A 2,700-nucleotide genomic window follows, 5' to 3' on the forward strand; every position below is an offset into this window, starting at 1 on the left:
CCACAGGGAAGCCTCACGGGCTTCCGTCCCTGCCCGTGCAGTACGCCGACTTCGCCTCCTGGCAGCGCGGCTGGCTCCAGGGCGACGTGCTCGCGAAGCAGGTCGCGTGGTGGAAGGACCAACTCGCGGGCGCGCCACACGTCCTGGACCTGCCCACCGACAAGCCGCGCCCCACGCAGCGCTCCCCTCGCGGAGCACTGCTGCCCCTGCACCTGCCCCGCGTCCTGAGCGAACGGTTGGGCGCGCTCGCGCGGCAGGAAGGCGCCACGTCGTTCATGGCGCTGCTCTCCGTGTGGCAACTGCTGCTGTCGCGCTACAGCCGTCAGCAGGACCTGCTGGTGGGCTCGCCCATCGCGGGCCGCAACCAGGGGGAGCTGGAGGGACTGGTCGGTTTCTTCATCAACACGCTGGTGCTGCGCGCCCGCATCCATCCAGACGCGTCCTTCCGCTCGCTCTTGACGCAGGTGCGGGACACGACGTTCGCGGCCTACGAGCACCAGGACCTGCCGTTCGAGAAGCTGGTGGAAGAGCTTCAAGTGCAGCGCGACCTGGGCCGCACGCCGCTGGTGCAGGTCATCTTCGCGCTCCAGAACGCCCCGGCCGGCACGCTCCAGGCACCGGGCCTCACGCTGCGCATGCTGGACGTGGACAGCGCCACGGCGCGCTTCGACCTGGGCCTGCTGCTCACGGAGACGCCGGACGGCCTGCACGGCGCCATCGAGTACAGCACCGACCTCTTCGAGCACGACACCGTGGCCCGCATGGCCGGTCACCTGCGCACGCTGATGGAGGCCGCTGTCTCCGGTCCGGACCTGCCGCTGGCTTCCCTGCCCTGGCTCACGCCGGCGGAGCGGCAGCAGGTACTCGTCGACTTCAACGACTCCGTCCGTCCCTACGCCTCCGACATCAGCGTCGCGGCGCAGTTCGCGCTCCAGGTGGCACGGCATCCGGACGCGGTCGCGCTGGAGTCCGAGGACGAGCGGCTGACGTACGCCCAGCTCGATGCCCGGGCCAATCAGCTCGCGCATGAGCTGAGGGCCCAGGGCGTGGGGCCGGAAAAGCTGGTGGCGGTGTGCCTGGAGCGCTCGGTGTCCTTCGTCGTCTGCGCGCTGGCCACGCTCAAGGCGGGCGGTGCGTACCTTCCGATGGACGCCTCGTACCCCGCGCAGCGGCTCGCCTTCATGCTGGAGGACGCCCGACCCCACCTGCTCATCACCCGGCGCGACCTGCACGGGCGGTTGCCGCCTGTGGAAGGCGACGCGCCCATCCTCTTCGTGGAGGAGCTGTCGCTCACCTCGCATCCCGCCACCGCGCCGGTCGTCGACGTGGGCCCGCACAACCTGGCCTACGTGATCTTCACGTCCGGCAGCACCGGACGGCCCAAGGGCATCGGCATCGAACAGCGCAGCGTGCTGCGGCTGGTCCAGTCGGACAGCTTCGGGAACTACGGCGTCGGCGAGACGATGATGCTCCTGGCGCCCGTCTCCTTCGACGGCTCCGTGCTGGAGCTGTGGCTCCCCCTGCTGAGTGGCTGCCGGCTCGTCATCTTCTCGGGCCAGTACGCGGCGAGCGACCTGGAAAAAGTCGCCCGGGTGGTGAAGCACCACGGCGTCACGCTCGCCCACGTTCCGACCGGGCTCTTCTCGCAGATCGTGGAGTACCAGTCGGACATCCTCGGGCCACTGCGCGAGGTGTTCGTGGGCGGAGACATCATCTCCGCGCCCCACGTGCGCAAGGCCGTCGCGTCCGGAACGACCAGCGTCACCAACATCTACGGACCCTCCGAGTGCACGGTCGCCTCGAACACCTTCAAGGTGTCGCATCCCGACCAGGTGGACGGCTCGGTGCCCATCGGGCCGATGTTGTCCAACACGACGGGCTACGTGCTGGATGCGTCGATGCACCCGGTGCCCGTCGGCGTGCCGGGTGAGCTGTACCTGGGCGGTGCCGGCCTGTCGCGCGGCTACGTGTCGCGGCCCGAACTCACCGCGGAGCGCTTCGTCCCGGATGCGCAGGGCACCACGCCCGGCGCGCGGCTGTACCGCACGGGCGATCTGGTGCGCTGGGGCGCGGATGGCGTGCTGGAGTTCCTGGGCCGCATCGACCACCAGGTGAAGGTGCGCGGCTTCCGCATCGAACTGGCCGAAGTGGAGGCCGCCCTGCGCGACCTGCCCTCCGTGTTGGAGGTCGCCGTGGTGGTGCGCGAGGACGTGCCCGGCGACAAGCGGCTCGTCGCCTACGCGATGCCTCGGGAGGGCCATGTGCTGGATGTCACGGCCCTGCGCGCGGGCATGCGGCAACGGCTGCCCGAGTACATGGTGCCGTCGACCTTCGTGACGCTGGCCACCCTGCCCCTGAGTCCCAGCAACAAGGTGGACAGGAAGGCGCTGCCCGCGCCCGACGCCGTGTCCACCGGACGTCAGGGCCGCTTCGTGGAGCCCACCGATCCGACGGAGCAGCGGATGGCCGCCGTCTTCGCCCGCGAACTGGGCGCGGAGCGCGTGGGCGTGCACGACCACCTCTTCGAGGACCTGGGCGGCACGTCGCTGTCCGTGGTGCGCATCGCCGCGCGTCTGCGCGAGGAACTCCAGCGCGACGTCCCCGTGGTGTGGCTCTTCGAGCACTCCACCGTGAACGAACTGGCCCGGCGCATGGAGCGTGAATCCGGAGGCCCCGCGGCCTCCGCCGCCCCCGTGGCCC

The 2,700-nt window shown here is 70.5% G+C and carries 1 protein-coding gene; it reads left to right on the forward strand.

The window, feature by feature from the left end:
* Positions 1-35 precede the first annotated feature (35 nt).
* A partial coding sequence (locus D7V88_RS40495) for a non-ribosomal peptide synthetase (protein ID WP_244238661.1) occupies positions 36-2,700 on the forward strand: 2,665 nt, incomplete at its 3' end.

Source organism: Corallococcus terminator (assembly GCF_003611635.1).
Lineage (GTDB): Bacteria > Myxococcota > Myxococcia > Myxococcales > Myxococcaceae > Corallococcus > Corallococcus terminator.